Source organism: Kitasatospora sp. NBC_01246, from assembly GCF_036226505.1.
Classification (GTDB): domain Bacteria; phylum Actinomycetota; class Actinomycetes; order Streptomycetales; family Streptomycetaceae; genus Kitasatospora.
Map to the genome: position 1 here is coordinate 7,178,380 of NZ_CP108484.1, position 20,467 is coordinate 7,198,846.

Annotated in this window: 17 protein-coding genes and 1 rRNA gene; 10 read left to right on the forward strand and 8 right to left on the reverse strand. The window is 74.3% G+C overall.

Going from position 1 to position 20,467, the window contains the following annotated elements; genetic code table 11:
* Positions 1 to 84 precede the first annotated feature (84 nt).
* Positions 85 to 201: ribosomal RNA gene (gene rrf / locus OG618_RS30455) — 5S ribosomal RNA — on the forward strand.
* A gap of 116 nt (positions 202 to 317) precedes the next feature.
* Here rrf and OG618_RS30460 read toward each other — a convergent pair.
* From OG618_RS30460 to OG618_RS30470, 3 genes are all read right to left on the reverse strand, one after another.
* Positions 318 to 1,508: a TolB family protein gene (locus OG618_RS30460; RefSeq protein ID WP_329490781.1), complete on the reverse strand. Its 1,191-nt coding sequence runs from the start codon at positions 1,506 to 1,508 to the stop codon at positions 318 to 320.
* Positions 1,509 to 1,696: 188 nt separating this feature from the next.
* Positions 1,697 to 2,455 carry a lysophospholipid acyltransferase family protein gene (locus OG618_RS30465; RefSeq protein WP_329490782.1) on the reverse strand — a complete coding sequence of 253 codons (759 nt, stop codon included), beginning with the start codon at positions 2,453 to 2,455 and terminating at the stop codon, positions 1,697 to 1,699.
* Between the two features lie 217 nt (positions 2,456 to 2,672).
* Positions 2,673 to 3,098 (reverse strand): DUF4395 domain-containing protein, encoded by a 426-nt coding sequence (locus tag OG618_RS30470; RefSeq protein WP_329490783.1) that lies wholly within the window; start codon positions 3,096 to 3,098, stop codon positions 2,673 to 2,675.
* A 211-nt stretch (positions 3,099 to 3,309) separates the two neighbouring features.
* On the opposite strand from OG618_RS30470, the gene OG618_RS30475 reads away from it, so the two are divergent.
* The 7 genes from OG618_RS30475 (at position 3,310) to OG618_RS30505 (ending at position 11,140) form a co-directional block, all read left to right on the forward strand.
* On the forward strand, positions 3,310 to 3,723 hold the full coding sequence (locus tag OG618_RS30475; RefSeq protein WP_329490784.1) for a thioredoxin family protein: 414 nt from the start codon (positions 3,310 to 3,312) through the stop codon (positions 3,721 to 3,723).
* Positions 3,724 to 4,077: 354 nt separating this feature from the next.
* Entirely contained in the window at positions 4,078 to 4,863 is a 786-nt protein-coding gene (locus tag OG618_RS30480; protein WP_329490785.1) for an electron transfer flavoprotein subunit beta/FixA family protein, read from the forward strand.
* Between the two features lie 44 nt (positions 4,864 to 4,907).
* Entirely contained in the window at positions 4,908 to 5,870 is a 963-nt protein-coding gene (locus tag OG618_RS30485) for an electron transfer flavoprotein subunit alpha/FixB family protein (RefSeq protein WP_329490786.1), read from the forward strand.
* 219 nt (positions 5,871 to 6,089) lie between these two features.
* Positions 6,090 to 7,511: an acyl-CoA synthetase gene (locus OG618_RS30490; protein ID WP_329490788.1), complete on the forward strand. Its 1,422-nt coding sequence runs from the start codon at positions 6,090 to 6,092 to the stop codon at positions 7,509 to 7,511.
* A 304-nt stretch (positions 7,512 to 7,815) separates the two neighbouring features.
* Positions 7,816 to 8,712, forward strand: coding sequence for a C40 family peptidase (locus tag OG618_RS30495; protein WP_329490789.1), 897 nt, complete (start codon positions 7,816 to 7,818; stop codon positions 8,710 to 8,712).
* Between the two features lie 481 nt (positions 8,713 to 9,193).
* A complete protein-coding gene (locus OG618_RS30500) occupies positions 9,194 to 10,261 on the forward strand; it encodes an NUDIX hydrolase (protein ID WP_329490790.1) in 1,068 nt (355 codons plus the stop codon).
* 93 nt (positions 10,262 to 10,354) lie between these two features.
* A complete protein-coding gene (locus tag OG618_RS30505) occupies positions 10,355 to 11,140 on the forward strand; it encodes a DUF4184 family protein (protein ID WP_329490791.1) in 786 nt (261 codons plus the stop codon).
* A 52-nt stretch (positions 11,141 to 11,192) separates the two neighbouring features.
* Here the strand turns inward: OG618_RS30505 and OG618_RS30510 are convergent, their stop codons facing one another.
* Positions 11,193 to 12,557, reverse strand: coding sequence for a dipeptidase (locus OG618_RS30510; RefSeq protein ID WP_329490792.1), 1,365 nt, complete (start codon positions 12,555 to 12,557; stop codon positions 11,193 to 11,195).
* A gap of 169 nt (positions 12,558 to 12,726) precedes the next feature.
* Between OG618_RS30510 and OG618_RS30515 the strand changes: the two genes are divergently transcribed.
* The gene (locus OG618_RS30515; RefSeq protein WP_396491314.1) at positions 12,727 to 14,004 is read left to right on the forward strand and encodes a geranylgeranyl reductase family protein; all 1,278 of its coding nucleotides are present in this window, start codon (positions 12,727 to 12,729) and stop codon (positions 14,002 to 14,004) included.
* Between the two features lie 102 nt (positions 14,005 to 14,106).
* On the opposite strand, the gene OG618_RS30520 is transcribed toward OG618_RS30515, so the two are convergent.
* Entirely contained in the window at positions 14,107 to 16,410 is a 2,304-nt protein-coding gene (locus OG618_RS30520) for a glycosyl hydrolase family 18 protein (RefSeq protein WP_329490793.1), read from the reverse strand.
* A 181-nt stretch (positions 16,411 to 16,591) separates the two neighbouring features.
* Positions 16,592 to 17,584, reverse strand: coding sequence for an ArsR/SmtB family transcription factor (locus tag OG618_RS30525; RefSeq protein ID WP_329490794.1), 993 nt, complete (start codon positions 17,582 to 17,584; stop codon positions 16,592 to 16,594).
* A gap of 255 nt (positions 17,585 to 17,839) precedes the next feature.
* Here OG618_RS30525 and OG618_RS30530 point away from each other — a divergent pair, with 255 nt between their 5' ends.
* Entirely contained in the window at positions 17,840 to 19,057 is a 1,218-nt protein-coding gene (locus OG618_RS30530; protein ID WP_329490795.1) for an MFS transporter, read from the forward strand.
* Between the two features lie 60 nt (positions 19,058 to 19,117).
* Here the strand turns inward: OG618_RS30530 and OG618_RS30535 are convergent, their stop codons facing one another.
* Both OG618_RS30535 and OG618_RS30540 read right to left on the reverse strand, forming a co-directional pair.
* Positions 19,118 to 19,534 (reverse strand): RidA family protein, encoded by a 417-nt coding sequence (locus tag OG618_RS30535; RefSeq protein ID WP_329490796.1) that lies wholly within the window; start codon positions 19,532 to 19,534, stop codon positions 19,118 to 19,120.
* 56 nt (positions 19,535 to 19,590) lie between these two features.
* Positions 19,591 to 20,388 carry an ATP-grasp domain-containing protein gene (locus tag OG618_RS30540; RefSeq protein WP_329490797.1) on the reverse strand — a complete coding sequence of 266 codons (798 nt, stop codon included), beginning with the start codon at positions 20,386 to 20,388 and terminating at the stop codon, positions 19,591 to 19,593.
* Between the last annotated feature and the right edge of the window lie 79 nt (positions 20,389 to 20,467).

The following is a 20,467-nucleotide window of genomic DNA, read 5'->3' on the forward strand; positions in this document are numbered from 1 at the left end:
GTTGCTCGCGTCCACTGTGTTGTTCTGAAACAACGACCCCCATGACATGGCCTGTCGTGGGTGCGGTTGACAGTTTCATAGTGTTTCGGTGGTCATAGCGTGAGGGAAACGCCCGGTTACATTCCGAACCCGGAAGCTAAGCCTCACAGCGCCGATGGTACTGCAGGGGGGACCCTGTGGGAGAGTAGGACGCCGCCGAACAATCATTCCAAAGAACCCCCCGGTCCGTACGGATCGGGGGGTTCTTTGCGTTTCCGGGAAAGGCACGCCCATGCGACGCCGGGGCCGACCGAAAGGCCGGCCCCGGCGTCGCGCGGTTACGAGTGGGGTGCGGCGGTGCCCCAGTTCGGGCGGCTCACCCACTGGTCGGCCGTTTCGGTGATCCGGGTGACGCCGGTGCCGTTGGTCTGCATCCGGTACAGGTCGGCGGTTCCGCCGGCGGGGGCCTGGGAGAAGACGATGGACGTGCCGTCGGGGGAGTAGGCGGCGGCCCCGTAGAACACCTCGGACGGACCGGGCGTCAGGGCGTCGATGGCGCTGCCGTCGGGCTGCACGGTGTAGATGCCGCCACCGGGGGTGTAGTCGGGGCCGGCCGGATAGGTGGTGAACAGGATCCGGGTGCCGTCGGGGGACCAGCTGGCGCGCTCACCGGCGCGCAGCTCCCACGGGGTGAGTCGGCGCAGGCCCGTGCCGTCGGCGTTGACGACGTAGAGGGCCCGGCCGCTGGCGGGCTGCCCGGTCGAGCTGGTCCGGTACTCGAAGACCAGTTGCTTGCCGTCGGGCGACCAGCTCGGATTGCGGACCTCGCCGGAGTACGGCGTGTCGTTGGTGAGGAAGGTCAGCCGCTGGGCGTTGGTGCCGTCGGGGCTCATCAGGTACAGGTCGGAGTACTGGATCTGCTGGGTGGACGAGTCGATCGCGCCCCAGGTGCGGCTGAAGGCGAGCTGCTTCCCGTCGGGGGAGAAGGCGGGGCCGCTCTCCTGCTCGTTGACGCAGTCGGCGGCGCCGGTCTCGCAGAGCTGGCCGATCTGGTGGGCGCCCTCGCCGTCGGCGGACACCGTCCAGAGCCGGGCCGCGCCGGTCTCGGTCTCGGTCCGGTCGAAGGCGAGGGTGCTGCCGTCGGGGGACCAGTCGGGGTGGTCGTCGCGGTCCTGGCCGGAGGGCCGGGTGAGCTGCTGCAGGGTGCCGCCGTCGGCCGTCACGGTGAAGACGGCGCTGGTGAGGCGTCCGGGGTCGAGGAAGACCCGGCCGGCGATCAGGCCGTTGTGGGCCGTGACGGGCAGGGCCGGTGCCGCGGCTCCGATCACGCCCGGGGTCGCGTTGGCGATGGCGGGGTCGGGAGTCGGGGTGGCGGACGGGGACTCCGCCCGGATCTCGCTGAGCGGGATCTCGCCGGGCTGGACACCGCACCCGGCGAGCAGGGCGGTGCCCGCCAGCAGAAGGCCCGCACCTGCGCGGGCGCGGGTGCGGGCCGTGGTGGTGAGTGGCAGCAGCCGTGTGCCGGTCATCGGCGTGTCATCTCCGTCTCTGGTGCAGGACGAGGCCCCCGGGGGAGCTGTCACTGTGTCAGATCAGGAGGGCGGGCAGGCCGCCGACACGCGACGGTCCGTGGCCACTCGGTCGCACGGAGTATGAAGAATGGATTGTTGGGTTGACGGCGCGGAGCGCCCGGCCGGCCGCCGTCGGCCCGGGGGCGTCAGTCGCGGTTGGCCCGGCGCTCGGCCTCTGCCTCGTCCTCGGCCTCGGCGACCTCAAGGGTCGGCGCGGTGCCGCCGAGGTGGGCGGGCTGCCACCAGGTGTCCTCAGGGCCGCTCGGCTTGCCCGGGTACTCGCGCTGGGCCCGGTCGAGCATCTCGCTCATCGCGGCGCGCAGCCGGCGGGTGACCATCACGGGCTTGTCGCCGGGCGCCAGCTCGATCGGCTCGCCGATCATGATGGTCACGGGGACGTGGCGCTTGGTGAGGGTCTTCGGCCGGCCCTTGGTCCAGAGCTGCTGGGTGCCCCACAGGATGACCGGCAGCAGCGGGGCGCCGGAGTCGGCGGCCATCCGGGCGGCGCCGGTCTTGAACTTCTTCAGCATGAACGAGCGGCTGATGGTCGCCTCCGGGAACACCCCGACCATCTCGCCGGCGCGCAGGGCGCGCACGGCGGCCTCGTACGCGGGCTGGCCGTCGGTGCGGTCGACCGGGATGTGCTTCATGCCCCGCATCAGCGGGCCGGAGACGGCGTGCTTGAAGACGTCGTCCTTGGCCATGAAGCGGGTCTTGCGCTTGCCGCCGCGGAAGGCTCCGAGGCCGGCGAAGAGGAAGTCCAGGTAGCTGATGTGATTGCTCACCAGTACCGCTCCGCCCTGGGCGGGGATGTTTTCGGCGCCGACGATCCTGATGCGCACGTCGAGCGCGCGGAAGACGGTCAGTGCGGCGCCGATCACCGGCGGGTACACGAGCTCTGCCACGGTCAGTCCTGACTTCCCACGGGCCCTGGTGGCCCGGTCCGGCGGTACCCGTGTCGTACGTGGGGCCGACCGGAGGCGCGGCACGCCGCGGCGGCCACGGGTGATACACGGAAATGATCCCCCGAACGAGTGCCCGCTGTCACCTGAGGCGGGCGGTCGGGCGGGTGACGGGTGTGTGACGTCCGTGATGGGCCGGCCGGGAACCTTTCCGGTCCGGTCAGGACGCGGCGTCCAGCCGGCCCTGGGAGCGGCGGACGAGCAGGTACATCTCGCAGCCGAGGCAGTAGCCGAACACGGCGTTGAGGAAGGCGGCGGCGAGGGCGAACGCGGTGGCCAGCAGGCCGAGCCAGGTCACCCCGGTGAGGAAGCCGAGCGCGCCGACGGCGGCGAAGACCAGGCCGACGCCCTGGGCGAAGCGCGGCGGCCGCTCGTCCTCGGTCGCGGTGGGCGGTGCGAGCCGGGGCAGGAGCAGGGTCCGGTACAGCCAGTTGTACGGCGACCGGTGCAGGCCGCCGATGGCGCCGAGGCCGAAGACGATGCCCTGGAGGGTGAGCAGCAGGCCGCTGCCGCTGAGGAGGACGGCGCCGAGGACGGCCGCGCTGAGCGCGGCGGCGAACCTCGGGCCGCGGGGGTCTATCTGCAACGGGGGCTCCGGATCTGGATCGCAGAAGGGGGGACGGCAGGGCGCGTCAGTGACAGCGCGAGGCCGTGGCCCGGCACAGGTCGACCACCCGGCGGGTGGTCAGCAGCGGTCGTACCGGGCGGTCGGAGTCCACCCGGCGATCGTACGCGGGCCCCGCCCCGGCGGTCGACCACTCTGTCGGACTCCTGGGGGGCCGGGGCAGACTGGGGGGATGACCGGGTTGGTGGTGTGCGTCGTCGTGCTCGCGGTGGCGAGCGCGTTCGGGCTGCTGCGGGCCCAGCGCGACGGGAGGCTGCGGGTGCGGGCGAAGGACGGGGCGGTACGGCTCTCGGCGGCGGACCTGGGGGAGGCGCTGGGCGAGCGGGCCACGCTGGTGCAGTTCTCGACCGCGTTCTGCCAGCCCTGCCGGGCCACCCGGCGGGTGCTCGGGGAGGTGGCGGGTCTGGTCGAGGGGGTGGCGCACATCGAGTTGGACGCCGAGGAGCGGCTGGCGCTGGTCCGCCGGCTGGAGATCCTGCGGACGCCCACGGTCCTGGTGCTGGACGCGGGTGGCCGGGTGGTGCGTCGGGCGGCCGGGCTGCCGCGCAAGGCGGACGTGATCGCGGCGCTGGGCGAGGCGGTCTGATCCGCTCCGGGGGTTGCGGCGGCCCGGGTGGTGAATCCCACTCCCGATGCGCCGCCCCGTCGGGTGGTGTCGGCGGGACGCTGGGGCAGGATGAGGGCTGACGGCAGTGCGAGCCGTTCCGCGGGCCGTCCGGGCCGGGGGCCCTCAGGCCCTCGCGAGGGGGGCCGAGGGGCGGTCGGACGGGGCTCGGCGGCGTAAGCTACTGGCCAGTAGTGTCATTCGACTACTGGCGAGTATGCTGCCAGGAAGTTCCGGACCGGCACGGGAACACGCTGCCCGGAGCGGGTGCGTGCCGAGTTCGCGCCCGCTTGCACAGCCGCAGCCGCCGGACGAGACCAGTACAGGAGACAGGCCGTGAGCTTGAGGATCGTTGTCTGTGTGAAGTACGTGCCGGACGCGACGGGTGACCGTCGTTTCGCGGACGACCACACCACCGACCGGGAGGGTGTGGACGGCCTTCTGTCGGAGCTGGACGAGTACGGCGTGGAGCAGGCGCTGCGGATCTCCGAGGCGCACGGCGATGCCGAGGTGACGGTGCTGACGGTGGGGCCGGACGACGCCAAGGACGCGCTGCGCAAGGCGCTGTCGATGGGTGCGGACAAGGCCGTGCACGTGAACGACGACGACATCCACGGTACGGATGTGATCGGGACGTCGGCGGTGGTGGCGAAGGCGCTGGAGAAGACCGGGTTCGACCTGGTGATCGGCGGCATGGCGTCGACGGACGGCACGATGGGTGTGCTGCCGGCGCTGCTGGCGGAGCGGCTGGGTGTGCCGCAGCTGACGCTGCTGTCGGAGGTGTCGGTCGAGGGCGGTGTGGTGAAGGGCCGTCGTGACGGTGACGCGGCGACGGAGCTGGTGGAGGCGGCGCTGCCGGCGGTGGTGTCGGTGACGGACCAGTCGGGTGAGGCGCGGTACCCGTCGTTCAAGGGCATCATGGCGGCGAAGAAGAAGCCGGTGCAGTCGTTCGACCTGGACGATCTGGGCATCGAGGCCGGTGAGGTCGGTCTGGCGGGTGCGTGGACGGCGGTGGAGTCGGTGACGGCGCGTCCGGCGCGGACGGCCGGCACGGTCGTCAAGGACGAGGGTGAGGGCGGCAAGCAGCTCGCCGCGTTCCTCGCCGAGCAGAAGTTCATCTAATCCACGCAGTTTGCGTTCCAACGATCGATCAGGAGCAACGAATCATGGCTGAGATCCTGGTTCTCGTGGACCACGCCGACGGTGTGGTCCGCAAGCCGGCCCTCGAACTGCTGACCCTGGCCCGCCGGATCGGCGAGCCGTCGGCGGTCGTGCTGGGCGCCGGTGCGGCCGCGGCCGACCTGGCCGCCAAGGCCGGCGAGTTCGGTGCGGCGAAGGTGTACGTCGCGGACGGCGCGGAGTTCGCCGACCAGCTGGTCGTCCCGAAGGTGGACGCGCTGGCCCAGATCGCCAAGGCGACCGGTGCCGCGGCGGTGCTGGTCACCTCCTCCGGTGAGGGCAAGGAGGTCGCCGCGCGGGTCGCGCTGCGGATCGGCTCCGGCATCATCACCGACGCCGTCGACCTGGAGGCCGGTGCCGACGGCCCGGTCGCCACCCAGGCCGTCTTCGCCGCGTCCTTCCAGGTGAAGTCCAAGGTGTCGCACGGCGCCCCGGTCATCACGGTGAAGCCGAACGCGGTGGCCCCCGAGGCCGCTCCGGCCGCGGGCGCGGTGGAGAACGTCACCGTCGAGTTCACCGGCAACGCCGCCAAGGTCACCTCGCGCACCCCGCGGGTCTCCTCGGGGCGCCCGGAGCTGACCGAGGCCGCGATCGTGGTCTCCGGCGGCCGCGGCGTCGGCGAGGCGGCCGGCTTCGGCGTGGTCGAGGAGCTGGCCGACGCGCTGGGCGCGGCCGTCGGTGCCTCGCGCGCCGCCGTCGACGCCGGCTGGTACCCGCACAGCAACCAGGTCGGCCAGACCGGCAAGCAGGTCTCCCCGCAGCTCTACATCGCGGCGGGCATCTCGGGCGCGATCCAGCACCGGGCCGGCATGCAGACCTCGAAGACCATCGTGGCCGTCAACAAGGACCCGGAGGCCCCGATCTTCGAGCTGGTCGACTACGGCGTGGTCGGCGACCTCTTCGCCGTGCTGCCGCAGCTCACCGGCGAGGTCCAGGCCCGCAAGGGCTGACCGCACGGCGTCGTACCGACACTGCGCGAGGGCGCGCCCGGGAACCGTCCCGGGCGCGCCCTCGCGCTTTCGCGCGGGCGGATCCCCCGCTGCCGCGGTCCGTCCCCGTGGGCTCTGGGGGTGCCCGCCGCCGGGCCCGTAGAGTCGGACGCCGGACCGGCGGCGACAGGGCCGGCGGGGACAGAGCGCCACACCGCGACCAAGGGCGAGGGCAGACGCATGACACTCTTGACGGCACTTCAGGGCGACTTCGGCGACTCCGGCGACGCGCTCCGGATCGACGGGCGGGAGCTCTCCCGCGAGCAGCTGCTGGGAGCGGCGACCGCGGTGGCCGACCGGGTGGCCGGCGCCCCCGCGCTGGCGGTGCTCGCCCGGCCCACCGCCGAGACCGTCGTCGCGGTGGTCGGCGGGCTGCTGGCCGGCGTGCCCGTGGTGCCGCTGCCGCCCGACTCCGGGCCCAAGGAGCGCGCGCACATCCTGCGGGACTCGGGCGCCGTCCTGCTCGCGCACGCCGCCGGGGACACGGTGCCGGAGACCGGGGGAGTGTCGGCGCTGCCCGTCGACCCGGCCGAGCGCTCCGCCACCCGCCACGCCGAGCCCGCGCCGGACGCCACCGCGTTCGTGCTCTACACCTCGGGGACCACCGGCGCCCCGAAGGGGGCGATGATCCGGCGCTCCGCCGTCGCCGCCGACCTGGACGCGCTGGCCGAGGCCTGGCGCTGGACCGCCGACGACACACTGGCCCACGGTCTGCCGCTCTTCCACGTGCACGGCCTGGTCCTCGGCGTGCTCGGCGCCCTGCGCACCGGCAGCCGGCTGGTGCACACCGGGCGGCCCACGCCGGCGGGCTACGCGGCCGCCGGTGCCAGCCTGTACTTCGGCGTGCCCACGGTCTGGTCCCGGCTGGCCGCCGATCCGGAGGCGGCCGGGCAGCTCGCCTCGGCCCGGCTGCTGGTCTCCGGCAGCGCGCCGCTGCCGGTGCCGGTCTTCGAGAAGCTCGCCGCGCTGACCGGGCACGCCCCGATCGAGCGCTACGGCATGACCGAGTCGCTGATCACCCTCTCCACCCGGGCGGACGGCGAGCGCCGCCCCGGCAGCGTCGGGCTGCCCCTGACCGGCGTGCGGACCAGGCTGGTCGGCGAGGAGGGCGAGCCCGTCCCGCACGACGGCGAGAGCGTGGGCGAGCTGCAGGTCGCCGGGCCGACGCTGTTCACCGGGTACCTCAACCGGCCGGACGCCAACGGGGAGGCGTGGACGGCGGACGGCTGGTTCCGCACCGGGGACGTCGCCGTGATCGGCGAGGACGGCTTCCACCGGATCGTCGGCCGTGCCTCGGTGGACCTCATCAAGAGCGGCGGCTACCGGATCGGCGCCGGCGAGGTCGAGGCGGCGCTGCGCGACCACCCGGCGGTCGCGGACGCCGCGGTGGTCGGCGCGCCCGACGAGGACCTCGGCCAGGCGGTGGTCGCCTACGTCATCCCGGACGGCACGGTGACGGGGGACCAGTTGACGGCCTTCGTGGCGGAGCGGCTCTCGGTCCACAAGCGGCCGCGGCGAGTGGTGCTGGTGTCCGAACTGCCCAGGAACGCCATGGGAAAGGTGCTCAAGAAGCAGCTGCTGGCGGAGTCGGCACTCGGGTGACGGGAGGTCACCCGGTGACGGTCGTTCATCTCTTCGACCGTCACCCCGGCGGTCCTCCTCACCTTCCGTGAACCCTTCCTTTGGCGCACTCCACTGCGCGCTGTGAGCGGCCGCGTGCCTAACGTGACACGCAGGCAGAACTGAATCCCAGGGTGACGAGCCGCGGCCTCCGGTCGCAGGACCGGAAGCCGCGGCTCGTCACCGGGAACCCCTCTGCCCTCCCCGTTCAGTGTTCAGCCGGGGTTCAGCAGCGTCAGCGGTGCTGGGCAGTGCTGAGCCGCGTTCAGCAAAGGAAGACAGCAGGATGACGACCGTCAACACCGGCGCACCGGGTGCAGCCGACGACCCGACCGGGCAGACCGCCGCCACCACCGACGGGCCGGCGCGTGCCGCCCGGCCCTCCCGGGCGGCGCGGGTCCGTCGGGGGATAGGCATGGTGGCGGTGATCGCGGCCGGTGCCGGCGTGATCGGCCTCGGTACCGGGGTCAGCAGCGCGGCCGCCGAGCCGGCGCCGGCCCACGCGGGCTGGGACGGGTCGCGGTACTGGTTCAAGAACAGCCAGGGTCAGTGGCGCTGGACCAGCCACTACGACATCTACCAGGCCCGGACCGGGAGCGGTGCCAAGGCCGCGGCCCCGGCGGCCTCCTCCTCGTCCGGGGGGATCACGCAGGGCTGGGACGGTTCGCGGTACTGGTTCAGGAACAGCCAGGGCCAGTGGCGCTGGACCACCCACTACGACGTCTACCTGGACCGGACGGGTGGCGGCTCCGCCGCCGGTTCGTCCTCCTCCTCGGGCTCGGCCGGGTCGTCCGCCGGCTCCGGCTCGGTGGCCGCCGACGGGGACGTCGAGACGGCGGTGCAGTTCGCTCTCGCCCAGCTCGGCAAGCCGTTCCGGACGGCCGGCAACGGGCCGGACGGGTACGACTGCTCGGGCCTGGTGCAGCAGGCGTTCAAGCGCGGCGGCATCGCGCTGCCGCGGGTGGCCAACGACCAGTACGAGGCGACCACGCCGGTCAGCGCCAGCCAGCTGCGCCGCGGTGACCTGCTCTTCTGGTCGGACGACGGCAGCGCCCGGGGCATCCACCACGTGGCGATCTACCTGGGCAACAACCAGTACGTGGAGGCGGCCCGGCCCGGCACCAACATCCGGATCTCGGGGCTCAGCAGCGGCTACTACCCGACGCAGATGGGCCGCCCCTGAGGAGTTTGCCCGCCGGGTGACGCCCGGCCGGTCGAGCGGCTGTCCGTACGCCGCCCGACCGGCCGGGCGTCGGGGTGCCTCGGCGTTTCCGCGCCTCCGCGCTTCAGGGATTCGGCGCTCTGTCGCCGGGTCGGGCCGTCAGGGGTGCCGGGTGGGGCGCCGGGTGGGGCGCGGGGGATGGGGAGCGTGGGGCGGGTGGGGGCGCGAGAGGTGTTCAAGGGGGCGCGCGTAAGGTAGGTGGCCGCCGGTGATCAGGGGCGTGCGGACCGGCGGTCGGGCAGGCGCGCGTACCGTGGTGCGGACCGCCTGGCCTGGGCACATGCCCCTGTCACACGGCGTGGCCGGGTTCGGCCGCCGGGCCCGGTCCGCAGGTATGGGGACCGGCGCGGCGCGGGTACCACCTCGGGTGGCGCTGGTACGGCTGACGGGGGCGCCGCCCGGTGCGAACGGCATCGGGGGAAGTCGAGGGGCAGGGGACGTTGTGATCGTCTGGGTCAATGGCACATTCGGGGCGGGCAAGACGACTGCCTGCCGTGAGTTGGTGGAGCTGCTGCCGGGGAGCACGCTGTTCGATCCCGAGCTCGTCGGGTTCGGGCTGCGCGACCTCCTGCCCGCCGACCGGCTGGCCGCCGTGTCCGACTTCCAGGACCTCCCGGCCTGGCGCCGGCTCGTCCCCGAGACGGCCGCCGCGCTGCTCGGCGAGGTGCCGGGGCCGCTGGTGGTCCCGATGACGCTGCTTCGGGAGGACTACCGCGACGAGATCTTCGGCTCGCTCGCCTCGAACGGCATCACGGTGCACCACCTGGTCCTGGACCCCGAAGAAACGATCCTGCGTGCGCGTATCGCCCAGCGGGACGAGTGCCCCGGCGATCCGGAGCGCAGCGAGCGCGTCCGGCAGTGGTGCCTGGAGCACCTGCCGCGGTACCGGGCCGCCCGCCGCTGGCTCATCGAGGACGCCCGGATGGTCGACAACGGCGAGCTGACCCCGCGCGAGACCGCCGCCCGGCTCGCCCAGCTCGTCCGTGACGGCTCGGCCCGCTGCCCGATCGTCCAGACCCCGGACCCGACCGGGGACACGGTGGCCTCCGCCGTGCTGTTCTTCGACGAGCAGGACCGGGTCCTGCTCGTCGACCCGGTCTACAAGCCGGACTGGGAGTTCCCCGGCGGGGTCGTCGAGCGCGGCGAGGCGCCGACCGACGCCGCCCTCCGGGAGACCGCCGAGGAGCTGGGGCTGCGACTCGACCCGGGCACGCTGCGGCTGCTCGCCGTCGACTGGGAGCCGCGCACCGGCCCGCGCCGCGGCGGCCTGCGACTGGTCTACGACGGCGGGCTGCTGGACGCCGCCGCCCGGCAGAACCTGCTGCTCCAGCAGGAGGAGCTGCGCGGCTGGCGCTTCGTCAGCCTGGACGAGGCCGCCGGTCTGCTGCCCCCGGGCCGGTACCGGCGGCTGGCGGCCGCGCTGGACGCCCGCCGCAGCGGCGAGTTGCGCTACCTGGAGGCCGGCCGCCGGGCCGGTCTCGGCCTGGCCAGGGCGGCGGACGCGGCGTAGCGCCCGTCGTGGTGCCCGCGGCCGCGAGCCGGCGGGGCCGCCCCCGGTGCGGTTCGGGTGTGCCGGGCGGGGCGGGGGCGGGAGGATGGGGCCATGCCGTTCACACTGAGCCATCCGGCCGCCGTCCTGCCCCTGCTGCGCGCGGCGGGGGCGCGCGGCCCGCTGGTGGCCTCGGCGCTGGTCGCCGGGTCGATGGCGCCCGATGTGCCGTTCTTCCTGGAGTCGTTGCTGCCCGGCGTCTACGGGCAGGGCGGGACGACCCACCGCTGGTGGGCGGTGCCCACCGTGGACGTGGCGATCGCGGGCGTCCTGGTGGCCGGGTGGCACGGGCTGCTGCGCGCCCCGCTGCTCGCCCTGCTGCCCGAGCGGTGGGCCGGCGCGGCCGAGGCGCTGACGGTCCGGCGGGGCGGCGGCGCGAGTGCGGCCTGGTTCGCCGGCTCGGCGGCGCTGGGCGCGGCCACCCACGTCGGCTGGGACGCCTTCACCCACGAGGGCCGGCTGGGCGTCCGTCTGCTGCCGGTGCTGGACCGGATGGTCGCCGGGCTGCCGCTGTACACCGTGCTGCAGTACGGCAGTTCGGCGCTGGCACTGGCGGCGCTGGCCGGCCACCTGGCGCGGGCGGCCCGCGCGGTGGAGCCGGTCCGGCCCGCCCCGGCGCTCCCCGCGGGGGCCCGGCGGGCCGCCGTGGCGGTGCTCGGCGCGGCCACGGCGGCCGGGGTGGTGCACCGGCTCGTCCCGCTGCGGCGGAACCCGATCCCGGAGTTCTGCTTCGGGGCCGGCGCCGGCCTCGCGGCCGGAGCGGTCGGGTACGCGCTGGTGCACGCGGTCGCGGGGCGGGTGGCGGGCCGGCGGCGGGCGGCCGGGCGGCTGCCGGTGTGACGGCCGCCCGGCGCACCGGGGCGCCGTCACACCGGCAGGGCGGGGCGGGGACTCAGACGGAGCGCAGCTCGGCGTACCGGTGCAGGAAGAGCGCCTCGGTCAGCGCCATCCGCTCCAGCTCCCGCGGGTCGACGCTCTCGTTGACCGCGTGGATCTGGGTGGTCGGCTCCTCGACGCCGATCAGCACGATCTCGGCCTGCGGGTAGAGCGACTGCAGGGTGTTGCAGAGCGGGATCGAGCCGCCCTCGCCCGAGGCGACCATCGGCGTGCCGAAGGCCTCGGCCATCGCCGCGCCCATCGCCTCGTAGGCCGGGCCGGAGGTGTCGGCGGCGAACGGCTCACCGGCGCCCTGCCGTTCGATCCGCAGCCGGGCACCGGCCGGTGCCTGTGCCTCCAGGTGGGCGATCAGCGCGTCCTGGGCGGCGAGGGCGTCGCCGCCCGGCGGCACCCGCAGGCTGACCAGCGCCTTGGCGGCGGCCTGGACGGAGGAGGTGGCGCCGATCACCGGCGGGGCGTCGATGCCGTGGACGGTGACGGCCGGGCGGGCCCAGAGCCGGTCCGCGACGGTGCCGGTGCCGGTCAGCGCCACGCCGTCCAGCACCTTGGCGTCGGCGCGGAACTGCTCCTCGGGGTACTGCACCCCGGGCCAGGTCTGGTCGCTGGTCAGGCCGGCCACCGCGACGTCGCCGTGCTCGTCGTGCAGCGAGGCCAGCAGCCGGACCAGGCCCTGCAGGGCGTCCGGGGCGGCACCGCCGAAGGCACCCGAGTGCAGGTTTCCGGCCAGGGTGGTGAGCGACACCTCGACCATCGTCATACCGCGCAGGGTGGCCGTGACGGTCGGCAGGCCGGCGGTGAAGTTGCCGGTGTCGCCGATGACGATGGCGTCGGCCGCGAGCAGCTCGGGGTGCGCCTGGGCGTACTGCTCCAGGCCGCCGGTGCCCTGCTCCTCCGAACCCTCGACGATGATCTTCAGCCCGACCGGGTAGCCGCCGTCAACCCGGCGCAGTGCCCGCAGGGCCGTCAGGTGCATCAGGATGTTGCCCTTGCAGTCGGCCGCGCCGCGCCCGTACCAGCGGCCGTCCCGCTCGGTCAGTTCGAAGGCCGGGCTGAGCCAGGCGTCCTCGTCGAGCGGGGGCTGCACGTCGTAGTGGGAGTAGAGCAACACGGTCGGCGCGCCCTCGGGGCCGGGCAGCTCGGCGTAGACGGCCTGGGTGCCGTCGGGGGTGTCCAGCAGCTGCACCTTCGTCAGGCCCTCGGCGGCGAAGGCGTCCGCGACCCAGCGGGCGGCGCCGCGGCACTCCTCGACCGGGAACTGGCGGGGGTCGGCCACCGAGCGGAACGCGACCAGTTCGGCGAGGTCGGTGCGGGCACGGTCCATCAGGGACCGGACGGCGTCGGCCAGGGGCTGCTGCGGCATCGGGGGCTCCGGTGGTGGTGGTCCGGCCCGGAGGGTGTTCCGGGCGGACGGTGCTGACAGGGGGATATGTCGATCATAGGCGGATCGAACGGGCGGTCCGGAGGGCCGTCCGGGCGTTCGGGGCGGCGCGACGGACGGTGGCTCCGGAGGACGCATAGGATTGCTCGACGTGACTGACTCCGGAAGCTCCGATTCCCGTAGCCCGCTCGACGCCGAGGCGCCCGGACAGCCGTCCGAGCCGCAGCCCGCCCCGCCGCGGGACGGGCCCGATCCGCTGGACGGCGTCTGGGACGTCGTCGTGGTCGGCGCCGGACCGGCCGGGGCCTCGGCCGCGCAGGCCGCCGCCGCCCAGGGCCGCCGCGTCCTGCTGCTCGACAAGGCCGAGCACCCCCGGTACAAGACCTGCGGCGGGGGCATCATCGGCCCCTCCCGGGACAGCCTGCCGCCGGGCTTCCGGCTGCCGCTGCAGGACCGGGTGCACGCCGTCACCTTCGCGTACGGCGGCCGGTTCACCCGGACGCGGCGCTCGAAGCGGATGCTGTTCGGGCTGGTCAACCGGGACGAGTTCGACCTGCGCCTGGTCCAGGCGGCCAAGCAGGCGGGGGCGGTGCTGGTCACCGGAGTGACCGTCACCGGAGTCGAGCAGCGCGGCGGCGAGCACCGCACGGCCGTGGTCACCGCCGCCGACGGGCGCACGTTCGAAGCGCGGGCGGTGGTCGGCGCGGACGGCAGCGCCAGCCGGATCGGGCGGCACGTCGGCGTCTCCTTCGACCAGATCGACCTCGGGCTGGAGGCGGAGATCCCCGTCCCGGCGGAGGTCGTGGCGGACTGGGCCGGCCGGATCCACCTCGACTGGGGTCCGCTGCCGGGCAGTTACGGCTGGGTGTTCCCGAAGACCGAGTCGAACAGCCTGACCGTCGGTGTCATCTCGGCGCGCGGCGACGGCGAGCGGACCAAGCAGTACCTGGCCGACTACATCCGCCGGCTCGGGCTGGCCGGGTTCCCGCCGAGCGTGGAGTCCGGGCACCTGACCCGCTGCCGGGCCGAGGACTCGCCGCTCTCGCGCGGCCGGGTGCTGGTCGCCGGGGACGCGGCCGGTCTGCTGGAGCCGTGGACCCGCGAGGGCATCTCGTACGCGCTGCGCTCGGGCCGGCTGGCCGGGGAGTGGGCGGTCAAGGTGGCCGAGGCGGGCACCGCGGCCGAGGTCCGCCGCGAGGCGCTGAACTACGCGTTCGCGATCAAGGCCGGGCTGGGCGTGGAGATGCGGGCCGGCAAGCTGATGCTGGCCGCCTTCGAGCGCCGTCCGTACCTGTTCCACGCGGCGGTCTGCCTGGTCGCCCCGGCCTGGCGGGCGTTCGCCCGGACCACCCAGGGCCACACCACCTTCGCCCAGGTGCTGCGCCAGTACCGGGCGGCCCGCAAGCTGACCTCGCTCGCCTCGCGGTAGCGGGCGGGGCACCCGCGGGCCGGCGTCGGCCGGTCCGCGGGAGCCTCTTCGTGCGGTTCGTTCCGAGGGCGGCGCCGGTCCGGGGACCGGCGCCGCCCGGGCTCACTTCAGCCCGGTGTCGAGCGCCGTCATGAGGGCGCCGTTCGGGGTGTCGCCGGTCATCTCCCAGATCATCGCGCCGAGCAGGTTCTTCGACTTCAGGTAGGTCGTCTTCTGGCCGATCGACCAGGCGTCGTCGAAGGTCCACCACTGCCCGCCCGCACCCGTGTACCCGTACGTGGCGATCGACTGGGTGTCGTGGTGGACGGTGAGGTTGGGGAAGGTGGTGATCAGGTTGTTGTACCCGCGGGTGCCGGCCTCCTCGGCGAACTGGCCGGGCGCCGCGCCGGTCGCGCTCTGCCACTCGCCCGCCGCGCCGCCGTCCGCCACGCCCTGCCAGCCGCGTCCGTAGAACGGGAAGCCGATGGTGAGTTTGCGCGGGTTGACCCCGGCGGAGAGGTAGGCCTGGACGGCCGCGTCCACGCTGAAGTGGAACGGGTACGGGTCCTGGCCGTCGGCGTACAGGTTGGCCTGGTGCCCGGCCCGGTTCGGCTCCCAGGAGTTGTCGCTGCCGGCGCCGTGGAAGTCGTAGCCCTGGACGTTGGCGATGTCCAGGTAGTTGAAGATCTTCGAGAGGTCCCAGCCCTGGCCGATCTTGACCGGGTCGGCCGGGGTGAAGGCGGTCAGCAGCTTGTGGGAGCCGCCGAGCGCGTCGAGCTGCTTGCGGAACTCGGCCAGCAGCAGGGTCAGGTTGGCCTTGTCGGCCGTGCTGTAGTGGTTGCCGGCGTGGCCGTCGGCGGAGCCGGGCCACTCCCAGTCGAGGTCGATGCCGTCGAAGATCCCGGCCGCCACGCCGTCACCGCCGGCGCCGTTGTAGAGCGGCAGGTTGCCCTTGATCCAGGTGTCGACGCAGGACTTCACGAACTTCTGCCGGGAGGCCTCGGTGGCGGCCGCGTCCGAGAAGTACTTGGAGTACGTCCAGCCGCCGAGCGAGACGACCACCTTGAGGTTGGGGTACTTGGCCTTGAGCTTCTTCAACTGGTTGAAGTTGCCGCGCAGTTTGCCCCAGCCGTCGTCGGCCACGCCGTCCACGGACTGCGCCGCGCTCATCGGGCGGGCGTAGTCGGCGTCGGCGTCGCCCGCGCCGGTGCCCTGGTCCGGGTCCTGCGGGTCGGCCGTGGTGCCCTTGGTGACGCCGGCCAGGCAGGTCAGGTTGACCGGATCGATGTTCTCGAAGGCGTAGTTGATGACGTCGAGCTTGGCCGCGCTGCCCGAGGTGTCGAGGTTCTTCACGAAGTACTGGCGGCCGTAGATGCCCCACTGGGTGAAGTAGCCGACCCGGGCGTACTTCCCGGCCCCGACCAGGTCGGAGGTGGTGACGGCGAGCGCCGCGGAGGCGGGGGAGGCGTTGTCGGCGCCGTCGCGGGCCTTCACGGTGAAGGTGTAGGCCGTCGACGGGGAGAGGCCGCTGACGGTGGCGGTCAGGGTGCTGCCGGTCACCGTCCTGACCAGCGCGGGGCCCTGGTAGACGTCGTAGGCGGCCACCCGCTGGTTGTCGGTGGCGGCGCTCCAGGCCAGCGTCACGTCGGTGGAGGTCACCGCGGTGGCACGCAGGCCGGTGGGCGCCGTCGGCGGGACGGGGTCGGTGGCCGGGTCGAAGGTGGCGGCCGTGACGGACGCGCTCGACGGGCCGGTGTTGCCCCGGGTGTCCTTGGCGCGCACCGCCAGGGTGTACGAGGTGGCGGGGGTGAGCCCGGTGACCACGGTGTCGGTGGTCGCGGCGGCGGCCAGTACCGTGCTGCCGCTCAGGACCTCGTAGGAGGCGACCGGGAAGTCACCGCCGGTGGCGGCCGGCCACTTCAGTGCCAGGCTGTGCGCGGTCGACTCGGTGACCACCGGCGTGCCGGGGGCGGACGGCAGGACGTCCGAACTCCCGTCGCACTTGTCGCCGTTGATCCGGCAGCCGGTCGGCGTGCCGATCGGGCCGTTGGCCACGAACCAGAAGCTGTACGGCTCGGTGGTGCCGTGCGCCGGGACGCTCGCGTTGTAGAAGGCGTTGGTGGCGGTGACGTGCCGGCCGGTGGTGGTCGCGGTGCCGTTGTAGCTGTTCTGGACGGTCACGCCGGCCGGGAGGTCGAACTCCAGCGTCCAGCCGGAGACGGCGGCGGCGTTGTCGTTGCGGACGATGTAGGTGCCCTTCCACCAGGAGCCGTTGTCGGCGGTGGTGAAGGTGGCGGTCAGTTTTCCGGCCGCGTGCGCCGGGGCGGCCAGCGCGGTGAGCGCGGCCAGTGGCAGGAGCAGGGCGGAGAGCAGCGCCAGCAGTCTGCTGCGCGCTCGCGGGCGTCGGGCCCGGGGTCGAGCGGACATGGTTCTCCCTGTGACTGTGGGGGGTTGAACAGGGCGACGTAGAACCGTACGGGTGGTGCCGCGGCCGTGGTGCGTGGCCGACCGGTGCCCGCGCCGTGGGGAGACGGGGGCATGGGCACTGTAGGAGGACTGGACCAATGCGTCAACAGGTCTGTACCAATTGGGAGTTGGTGCGGGCGGGCTAGCCCCGGCGCGGGTGCCCGGTCAGCTCGTCGCCGAGCGGGCTGCGGCCGTAGAGCACCGAACGGCCGTGCCGGGCCCGGGTGACCAGGCCGGTCCGGTGCAGGACCGCCAGGTGCTGGCTGACGGCGCCCGGTGTGACGCCCAGGCGGTAGGCCAGCTCGGTGGTGGAGGCCGGCTCGGCGAGCAGTGCCAGCAGCCGGGCCTTGGGCGCGCCGAGCAGCAGCTCCAGCGCGCGCGGGGTGACCGGGGCGGTCGGCGCGGCCATCCCCGCCCGGCCGCGGGCCGGGTAACTGATCTGCGGTGGGCGGTCATTGCTGATCATCGTGATCGCGCCGCGGGCGAAGAAGGTCGGGACCAGCACCAGCCCGCGGCCGTCCACGGTGATCTCGCCGTCCCAGTCCGTCCAGCGGCGGTTGATCGAGAGCAGGCCGTCCGCCCAGTGCAGCCGGTGGTCCAGGTCGGCGAAGAGGGCCGCGGCGCCTTGCTGGGACAGCACCCGCGCCCGGTAGACGAGGTCCGCCTCCAGTACGGCGCGGGCCCGCGGCCACCAGGCGGGGGCCAGGCAGCGCTCCCAGTACTCCTCCAGCGCGTCGGCGATCCGGGCCAGCAGCCGGACCGGATCGGCGAGCCCGGCCGCCAGCGGGGCGGGCAGCGGCCGGCCGTGCGGCAGGAAGGTCTGCTCCAGTTCGGCGCGCAGCTGCTCGGGCGGCAGCGCCCGGACCACGGCCAGCTCGGCCCGGAAGTCCGGCGCGGGGACGGACGGGCGGGGCGTCAGGAAGTCGGGGATCCACCGGTTGGCGGCGACCAGGGAGAGCAGCAGCCCGGAGTCCAGCTGTTCGAAGCTCGGGCGCAGCCGCTCGAAGGCGGCGGACTGCAGCGGGTAGACGCCGGGGTGGGTCCACATCCGCAGGCTGAGCGCGGCCTCCTGGATCGGCGAGCAGGCGAACCAGGTGGTGGCGAGATCGGCCAGATCCAGCCTGAACCGGTGCAACTCCGACCCCGTCCCTCCAGCTGCTTTGAGGCAGAGCCTAAATCATTACTACGGACGCCGGGGACGCGGTGGGATCGGGGCATGAACACCTCACCGGCGTCGTCCGCCGCGCCTACGCCCGTCGCCGGCCCGGCCGGTCCCCCGGATCCGCCCCCGCCCTCGGCCGCATCAGGTCCTTCGGGCGCGGGTGGTACCTCTCAGCCGGGCCCGGTCGGCCGGCCCGCCGGGGGCTCGCGGCTGCTGCACCCCGACCCGATGGTGCGCCGGCTCGCCGGGATCACCCTCGTCAACACCGTCGGCAGCGGGCTCTCGCTCGCCGTAGGCGTGCTCTTCTTCACCCGCGTCCTCGGACTGAGCGCCGCCCAGCTCGGGATCGGGCTCACCGCCGCCGGCCTCTGCGGCGTCGCCGCCAGCGTGCCGGCCGGGCGGGCGGCCGACCGCTGGGGAGCGCGGCCGGTGCTGGTGGTCCTGATCACGGTGAACGCGCTGGGCACCGCCGGCTACGCCCTGGTGCACAGCTACCCGGCGTTCCTGGCACTGGCCTGCGTGGTGAGCGCGGTCGACCGCGGCGCGGCCGCCGTGCGGAACGCGCTCTACGCCGAAGTGCTGCCCGCCGACCGCAGGGTCGCGGGCCGGGCCTATCTGCGGGTGGTCACCAACGTAGGCCTCTGTCTGGGGACGGCGCTCGGCGCCGTCGCACTCCAGGTGGACCGCCGGCCGGCCTATCTGACGGCGATCCTGGCCGACGCCCTCTCGTACCTGGTGGTCGCGGCGCTGTTCCACCGGCTGGCCGTCCCGGCCAGGGTCCGCCCGGCGGCCCGCCCGGTGGCGGGCGACGGACCGGGCGAGCCCGCCGGCCGGCGGTGCAACCCCGCCCTGCGGGACGGGCCGTTCCTGGTGGTGACCGTGCTGAACGCGCTGCTCTGCCTGCAGTTCGCGATGCTGGAGGTGGGTGTGCCGCTCTGGGTGGTCCAGCACACCGAGGCGCCCCGGATCACCGTGGCCGGCACCCTGATCGTCAACACCGTGCTGGTGATAGCCCTGCAGGTGCGGGCCACCCGGGGCACCGAGGACCCGGCGACGGCCGCCCGGGTCTGCGGCCGGGCCGGGCTGATCCTGGCGGCCTCCTGCCTGGTGCTCGCCCTCGCCCACGGGCTGCCCGCGGTGGTCGCCGCCGTGCTGGTGCTCGCCGGGGTGGCGCTCCAGGCGTTCGGCGAGGTGCTGAGCCAGGCCGGCGGATGGGCGCTCAGCTACGACCTGGCCGGGGAGCGCGACCACGGCGCCTACCAGGGCGTCTACAACGCCGGGTCGGCCGCCTCGCTGATGATCGGCCCCGCCGTCGTCAGCACCGCCGTGGTCGGGTGGGGCCTGTTCGGCTGGGTCGCCCTCGGCGTGCTGCTCGCCGGGGCGGGCCTCGCCATGGGGCCCGCCGTCCGGTGGGCCCGGGGCCGCGAAGGGGCCTCCGCGGGGTAGGCCGGGTCGCCGGTCCGTCCGGCCCCCGGGGAGCCGGACGGTCAGCGGGTGGCCGGTCGGTCAGCGCTGCTCCGGGACCAGGGCGAGCGCCTCCACCTCGATCAGCACCTCGGGCAGGAACAGCGCGGCGACCTGCACCGCCGAGCTCGCCGGGAGCGGGGTCGAGCCGAAGTACGCGTCCCGGGCCTCGCGCACGGCGGGCATGAACGCCATGTCGGTGACGAAGTAGGTCAGCTTGACGACGTCGGCGAAGCCGGCCCCGGCGGCGGCCAGGCAGCGGCCCAGGTTCTCGAACACCTGGCGCGCCTGCGCCTTCGGGTCGCCGGCCCCGACCAGGTGCCGCTGTTCGTCGAACGCGACCTGGCCGGAGACGGCCACCAGGCGGCCGGTGCCGGTGACGACCTGGGTGTAGCCGGTGCCGGGGGCGACCCCGGGCGGCTCGGCGATGTGGGTGAGGTGCGGGCGCTGGGAAGTCATGACCCCATCGTGGCCGACGGGTGATCAGATGCACCAGGGCCTTCGCCCGCCGCCGCTCAGCGGACCACCTCGGGCAGGGCCCGGCCGTACCGCCGGTCCGCCTCCGGGAGGTCGGCGGCCGGTCCGCCGGCCCGCAGCACCACCTCCAGCACCGCCGCCGGGTCGCAGGCGTAACCGCCGCTCGCCCACGCCGGGTTGGCCTCCACCACCGCCCAGCGGCCGGAGTCCAGCGGGCCGACGTCGATCACCACGGCGCTCGGCAGCGCCCCGGCCGAGGCGGCCAGCACGTCCGCGGCGAAGGCCGTCACCTCGGCCCGGTACCGGTCCTCGGGCAGCGGGGCGGTGTCCAGGTCGCCGTCCACCGCGTAGCGCGAGGCGGTGAGCACCTCGCCGTCCAGGACGAACAGCCGGTACTCGCGGCGGAACCGGACCACCTCGCTGGCCAGCACGGGGGTGTCGTCGTCCAGCGCGTCCGGGCCGGGCAGGCCGGAGCCGTCCGGGTAGATCCGGGCGGGGAACAGCTTGTCGCCCGGCGGCTTCAGGAACATCGGGCGGCGCAACAGGCGGGCCGCGGCCAGCGTGGTGAGGGTGACCGACCGGCCGGTCAGCTCCGCCGGCAGGCGGGCCGGCCAGTCGTCCGGCGGCTCCAGCAGCGCCAGGTCGAAGGCGGCGCCGACCGCGTCACCGAACAGCGGACCGCCGTAGAGGTGCACCGGCGAGCCGATCAGCTCCTCGGGCGCGCGCCAGGCCGTCGCGGTGTGCGCGCGCAGGCCGCGGCGGCCGGCGGCGGTGCGCAACTGCAGGCCGGTCTCGTTGATCCGGGGTGCGAGCAGGAGGACGGCGTCGGTGGTCATGGCCCGATGCTGCCGTGGCGCACGACCGCCCGACCACCGGATTTCGGTGCGAAGGGGTGACGGGGCTCGCGGCGGGTGG

Bases quoted from the DNA above. Each gene is read 5' to 3' on its own strand.
- OG618_RS30460 (WP_329490781.1), bottom strand. From the start codon at position 1,508: ATGACCGGCACACGGCTGCTGCCACTCACCACCACGGCCCGCACCCGC.
- OG618_RS30475 (WP_329490784.1), top strand. From the start codon at position 3,310: ATGACCGGGTTGGTGGTGTGCGTCGTCGTGCTCGCGGTGGCGAGCGCG.
- OG618_RS30485 (WP_329490786.1), top strand. From the start codon at position 4,908: ATGGCTGAGATCCTGGTTCTCGTGGACCACGCCGACGGTGTGGTCCGC.
- OG618_RS30490 (WP_329490788.1), top strand. From the start codon at position 6,090: ATGACACTCTTGACGGCACTTCAGGGCGACTTCGGCGACTCCGGCGAC.
- OG618_RS30495 (WP_329490789.1), top strand. From the start codon at position 7,816: ATGACGACCGTCAACACCGGCGCACCGGGTGCAGCCGACGACCCGACC.
- OG618_RS30505 (WP_329490791.1), top strand. From the start codon at position 10,355: ATGCCGTTCACACTGAGCCATCCGGCCGCCGTCCTGCCCCTGCTGCGC.
- OG618_RS30510 (WP_329490792.1), bottom strand. From the start codon at position 12,557: ATGCCGCAGCAGCCCCTGGCCGACGCCGTCCGGTCCCTGATGGACCGT.
- OG618_RS30520 (WP_329490793.1), bottom strand. From the start codon at position 16,410: ATGTCCGCTCGACCCCGGGCCCGACGCCCGCGAGCGCGCAGCAGACTG.
- OG618_RS30530 (WP_329490795.1), top strand. From the start codon at position 17,840: ATGGTGCGCCGGCTCGCCGGGATCACCCTCGTCAACACCGTCGGCAGC.
- OG618_RS30535 (WP_329490796.1), bottom strand. From the start codon at position 19,534: ATGACTTCCCAGCGCCCGCACCTCACCCACATCGCCGAGCCGCCCGGG.
- OG618_RS30540 (WP_329490797.1), bottom strand. From the start codon at position 20,388: ATGACCACCGACGCCGTCCTCCTGCTCGCACCCCGGATCAACGAGACC.